General features: G+C 63.7%; 5 protein-coding genes and 1 tRNA gene. 3 read left to right on the forward strand and 3 right to left on the reverse strand.

The features are described from left to right. The coding region (locus MOV75_RS25805; protein WP_247006821.1) for a twin-arginine translocation pathway signal at positions 1 to 356 on the reverse strand (356 nt) is incomplete at its 3' end. A gap of 174 nt (positions 357 to 530) precedes the next feature. Between MOV75_RS25805 and MOV75_RS25810 the strand changes: the two genes are divergently transcribed. Together MOV75_RS25810 and MOV75_RS25815 are read left to right on the forward strand one after the other, a co-directional pair. Beyond that, a tRNA-Leu gene (locus MOV75_RS25810) sits at positions 531 to 619 on the forward strand. A gap of 156 nt (positions 620 to 775) precedes the next feature. Then, the gene (locus MOV75_RS25815) at positions 776 to 2,281 is read left to right on the forward strand and encodes a hypothetical protein (protein ID WP_247006822.1); all 1,506 of its coding nucleotides are present in this window, start codon (positions 776 to 778) and stop codon (positions 2,279 to 2,281) included. Between the two features lie 2 nt (positions 2,282 to 2,283). On the opposite strand, the gene MOV75_RS25820 is transcribed toward MOV75_RS25815, so the two are convergent. Together MOV75_RS25820 and MOV75_RS25825 are read right to left on the reverse strand one after the other, a co-directional pair. After that, the gene (locus MOV75_RS25820; protein WP_247006823.1) at positions 2,284 to 3,612 is read right to left on the reverse strand and encodes a hypothetical protein; all 1,329 of its coding nucleotides are present in this window, start codon (positions 3,610 to 3,612) and stop codon (positions 2,284 to 2,286) included. Further along, complete coding sequence (locus MOV75_RS25825; RefSeq protein ID WP_247006824.1) at positions 3,609 to 4,937, reverse strand: hypothetical protein; 1,329 nt, start codon at positions 4,935 to 4,937, stop codon at positions 3,609 to 3,611. The genes MOV75_RS25820 and MOV75_RS25825 overlap by 4 nt, the downstream gene beginning before the upstream one ends. Positions 4,938 to 5,250: 313 nt before the next feature. On the opposite strand from MOV75_RS25825, the gene MOV75_RS25830 reads away from it, so the two are divergent. Continuing rightward, positions 5,251 to 5,565 (forward strand): MFS transporter (locus tag MOV75_RS25830; protein WP_247006825.1); only part of this gene is annotated, 315 nt, incomplete at its 3' end.

Here is a 5,565-nt window from a genome sequence, read left to right on the forward strand (position 1 = left end):
GTTGCCTCTGGCGGCGCCTCCCGGCACTTGTTGCGGCGCCAGGCGTCCTCGGCCAATTGGGCCTGCCCGCGCACCGCGATATAGTCGTTGCGATAGGCGAGCTCGGACACGACGGCGCCACCCGTCCCGGTCTCGGCCTTCTCCATCAGCCCGCGCAAATCGTCAGTGCGCTTGGCGAGCGCCTTGCGCTCGCCCTCCAGCTGCTTGCAGTCGTACAATTCGTATTTGGCGGGATCGGCAAAGGCCGGCGCGACCGTCTCGCTCATGCTGGCGCAGCCGGACAGCGCGGCGCCGGCCGCAAGCAGCGCCAGGAGCGCGCCAAAGCCGCGCGGCGAAGAGGAAAACGAAGCAACCATGCCGGATGAATAGCCCCCGTGGATTGAGAATGCCTAAAGCAACAACAGATGTCCGGATTGAGGCTTTGCCTTGTGGGCCCGGCTCGCTTAAGGAAGAACCGTCCCTCCGAGCCCGCAAAGCGCCAATTCCAGACGGCCGGAGATGGACTTAAGTGTTTGATCTCGTTGGATCAAGCGGGCATGGCGGAATTGGTAGACGCAAGGGACTTAAAATCCCTCGGTGCGCAAGCGCTGTGCCGGTTCGACCCCGGCTGCCCGCACCACGAGATTTGACGCCGCGCGTGGCCGGTTGAAAGCCCGGCGCGGGCCTTTACTCGGCTTTAGTCCGTCTTCCCCTAAATCGAACGATGTCTGCCCGTCGATGCAGACCCAGGGACATGCAGGGCCTGGAGCTATTGGCTTCGATGGTGAGAGCTCCAATGGACGCGCGCGAGGATTGGTCCCGGTCCGGGATTGACGGAAGGCAAGCAGCGCCCGGACGTCACCTGCACGGGCTCGAGGTCTACGTCTTCCTGATCGCCTTCCTCTGCGTGTTCTACCTGTCGAACGGACCGCTTCTGCTCGGCCATTATGATCTGGGCTGGCACCTCGCCGCCGGAGACTTGATCAGGCAGCGGGGCGAAGTCCCCTTCCAGGATCCGTGGGCGTTCACCCTGGGCGACAAGCGATGGTACAATCTGTCCTGGCTCTGGGACGTGATGGCCAGCGTGCTGTATCAGCACGCGGGCTTTGCCGGGATCGTCCTCATGGTGGTCGCCAGCGGCGCGGTCATCGCAGGATACCTCGCCTTCTGCGGCCTGAGCAGCGGCGCATCGCCCCTGGCGGTTTGCATCGCGGTCTTTGCCGCGTGCCTGCTCTACCCCTGCTACGAAGCCTCGCCCAACATGTATCTGGCGGCATCGCCGAACGTCGCGACCATGCTGTTCGCGGTGGTCTTTTACGGAGAATGCCTGCGGCGGCGAGGATGGTTCCTGCTGCCCCCGATGATGATCCTCTGGGTGAATTTGCATGGCGGCTTCATGCTCGCCTTTCCGATCCTCGGCGTCTTCGGTGGCCTCGCCCTGCTGCGGCGGGACTGGACAAACTTTCGGAACTACTGCCTCGCGGGCGTGGGGTGCTTCATCGCGATCTTCGTCAATCCGCTTGGGTGGCATGTCTATGACGGCGTGAGGGCGACGCTGGGTCATTTCGTCCAGGCCGATATCGGCGAATGGCGGCCCTATTTTCACAACATCGAGCTGCCGGGCAGCATTCCTGGCATCGCCTATGCGCTGACTTTCGTTGCGCTGGAGCTGCGATACCGAAGCTCCACGCGCGTTCCGCTCGAGGCGCGCGTGCTTGCATGGCTCTTCCTGTTTCTGGGTCTCTATCAGTTCAGATACACCGCGTTCTTCTTCATCTTCTCGAGCGTCCCGATGGCGCTTCACATCGACCGGCTGCTGCCGAAACGTCTGTCGGGCTTCGAGGTCCAGCGCGCGATGCTGGCGGCAAGCGTCGTCGGCATCCTGTTGCTGCCATTCACGTTCATGCAGGTGAGACCGGCTCTGGCATTGCCTGACATGCTCTCGGAGGAGGATGCCCGCTATCTCGAGGCCCACAGCGCGCACGCGCACCTGCTGAACCACTGGAACATCGGTGGGCTCCTGATCTTCAGAACGCAGGGATCAGTGCCCGTCTTCGTCGACGGCCGGGCGGCGACCGCCTACCCGGACGAGTTGCTGCGCGACTATCTCAAGCTGGTTCGGTGGGACATCGACGAGGCGACCTGGGACAAGGTGATCAGCAAGTATGAGATCAATGCGGTGCTCTGGGTCAGAGCACATGACCCGCTGCGGCACTTCCTGGTCAGCGAGAGAGGCTGGAAAGAGGACTATACCGGCGCGTATGTCAGCCTCTACACCCGGCAAGAGGCCGCTCCACGGTAAGATCAGCTCTGCTGGGGCTCGCGCCAAGACGCCGGGCCGCCTGAAGGTCCACGCGGCAGCAGGAGCCAGAAACAGATCAGCGTGATCGAGAGCTGGCTGAACCCGTCCATGAACACCCCCGAGACCGACGCCAGGGTCGGAATGGCGATCGCGACCGTCAGCACGGCGGCCATCAGCGCCGCAGGCAGATCGACGACGAGAACCGCGGCGTACAGCGCCACCTCGAAGAAGGCGTACTCCTTCAGTCTGGGCGCGCAGAGATAGAGAGCGTACATCGCGAGCACAGTGATGCGCATTGCGGCGTCGGGATGGTCGACCAGCCAGTCGTCGAGCGTCTGAAGAAGCGAAGCCTTGCGAGCGGGGCGCGACGCTCCGACCATGCGCCACACCGAGATCGCGAGCGGCGCGAGCACGAGTGCGATTGCGATCAGACCATAGAGTGCGGCAACGACCGGCTTGCTGCCGGCAAGCCCAATGCGGTCCGCAACCGTCTGCGCGAGGAAGAGCAGCGACGGATTGACCTCGTTCCCCGGCGAATGCTGTCCGGGGATCTGGCCGAAGATCGCGCTCAGCCAACTCCTGAACAGGTCCGGATAGATCACCAGCGAAGCCAGGATCGGCAGCACGAACATGCCGGCTGCGACGGCGATCAGGAGAAGCTTGCGACCTCTTGGCTGCGGCAGGAAATAGAGCGCGGCAAGAACCGGGAAGAACACCAGCTTGAACGAGGTGACAAGGCCGAGCACGGCCGCACCGGCGAGCTGCGGTGCGAGACTCGTGCCGCCCCCGCCCCCGGACTGCGCCGGACGCAGCAACAAGGCCAGCGATGCGGCCGTCAACAGGCCACTCAGGATCGCAAAATTCCCGGTCGCGATGATCCATTCAAAGCCGAGGAAGCCACCGAGCGCGAACAGGCTCCGCAGCGCGACATCCCTCAAGCCCGGCCGGGTCTTGCCGAGACCGGGCAACAACAGCGCGGAGATCAACGCGAGAATGAGATAGATCGGCTTGTAGTGCGTGACGAGGAAACCGCCGGCGCAGACCGGCCGGAAGGCATCGAGGGTCGCCGGAAGATAGGGATAGGAGAGCTTGGTGTCCTTCAGGTTCCTGACGAAATAGGGATCGAGCCCCCCGATATGCGCATCGACGGCTGCGCAGTTCACCCGCGCATCCCAGCCGAACGTCTCGTCCATGCCCATATCGATGGCAACTAGCGTTGCGACCAGCAGCGCCAAGGCCAGGATGAAGCGGGTCATCCAGTTGCTGCCCCGCGCGTCGGTGGCAAGGGCCCCTCGTTCTCCGCCCGCTGCGGACGCGGCGACGTCGGTCATGGTTGCGCACCTTCCATCTCGAGGCGTTTCGGCTCCCCGCGAAAATCCTGCAGCAGGATCCAGAAACACATCAGCGCGACGATGAGGAGGATGAAAGTGCCTTCGAACGCCGTCCCTGCAAGCGAGATCAGCGCGGGAATGAGAAGACCGACGGTGAGAACGGCTGCGAGCGCGCGGGCCGGCAGGTCGACGACGAGGATCGCGGCATAGAGCGCGAGCTCGAAGAAGGCATATTCCTTGAGGCGCGGCGAACTGAGATAGAGCGCAAACATGGCAAGCACGGTGATGCGCATGGCCGCGCGCGGATGATCCATCAGCCAGCGATCCAGCTGCAACAGACGCGATCCCCCTTCCCGCACCGGCCGGTCCGCAGCCACCCGCAGGACGGACAAGGCGAACGGTACAAGCACGAGCGCGAGTGCCGCCAGCGCATAGGTCGCAAGCACGGCCGGCCTGCCCTCAATGCCGGCGTGATCCATCAGGCTCTGCGCGAGCAGCAGCAGCGACGGATTGACCTCCACGAGATTGACCGCGTGCTGGTTGGGAATCCGTCCCGCAATCGCAAGCAGCCAGCTCGCGAACAGATCGGGGTACAGCATCCGCGATATCAGGATCGGCAAGACGAAGCTGAACGCCGCCACCGCGATCAGCATCAGCTTGCGCCGACGCGGCAGCGGCAGAAAATAAAGCGCAACCAGCACTGGGAAGAACACCAGCTTGAACGACGTCACGAGGCCAAGCAGCGCAGCGCCGGCGAGACGCAAGGCGAAGCTCGGATCCTCCGGCGCTCCGCCGGCCGGCGCACGAAGCAGGAGCATCAACGCGATCGTGGTCAGCACGCCGCTCAGGATCGCGAAGTTGCCGGACACGTGCACCCATTCGAAACCGACGAAAGCGCCGAGCGCGCACAGCACCTGGAGCGCAACATCGCGCGCGCGCGTGCGCGTTCGGCGGAGACCGGGCAAGAGGAGACCGCAGAGGACGGCGAGGACGAGATAGACGCCCATGTAGTGACCGGCGAGAAAACCGCCTGTGCACAACGGGCGGAAGACATCCAGCGTCACGGGCAAATAGGGATAGGAGAGCGTGGTGACCTTCAGATTCCTGACGAAATAGGGATCGAGCCCCTTGGCATGCGCATCGACCGCCGCGCAATTGACGTGAAGGTCCCAGCCATAGTTCAGATCGAGCCGGGCATAATTGGCGATATTGCCGAGCACGAACAGCGCCGTCAGCGCGATCAGGCAGGCAAGCCAGGTCCCTCGTTTCGCAGCCGGGTCGGCCGAGGGTCCCAACCATCGTGCTGCATCGGTCACGTCGGACACAAACGGATACCTTTTGGCCTGGTCGGTGAGGCGCCAAAATGGCGCCGGAAATCAGCCGCCACACTGGACAGGATGCGTTTCCGTTTCATCCCGCGGGGATCGAAGAGCCTCGTCCGTCGCCGACCTTTAGGCAGGAATGGTGAATCAGCGGTTTCCGGCCCATCGTAAGACTGCGTCCCGGGCGGCCCAGCGGGGCTGGCTCCCTCACCAATTTTTGTCCGCCCCGGTTCCGCCTGCCAGCCATCCCGAAACATGGGTTGTGCAACGCAGCATGGACGAGGAATAAAGTCGCTCGATTTCAGAGGTGAGCTTCTTGTCCGACATCAATGCCGATTCTTGGGTGTCCACGGGACACCGGCCCATGGGTTTTCCAGAATTCGTCATCGTGATCGCCTCCATCATGGCGCTGAATCCGCTCGCCATGGACATGATGCTGCCGGCGCTGCCCAACATCGGCACCGCCTTCAGGATTCCGGTCGCCAACCACCTCCAGCTGGTGCTGTCCACCTTCCTGATCGGCTTCGGCGCCGGCCAGTTCGTCATGGGCCCCCTGTCGGACCGCTTCGGCCGCCGGCCGGTGCTGCTCGGCGGCATGGCGGTCTATGCGGTGGCGAGCGTGCTGGCCGTC

The organism is Bradyrhizobium sp. PRIMUS42, assembly GCF_023006515.1.
Taxonomy (GTDB): domain Bacteria; phylum Pseudomonadota; class Alphaproteobacteria; order Rhizobiales; family Xanthobacteraceae; genus Bradyrhizobium.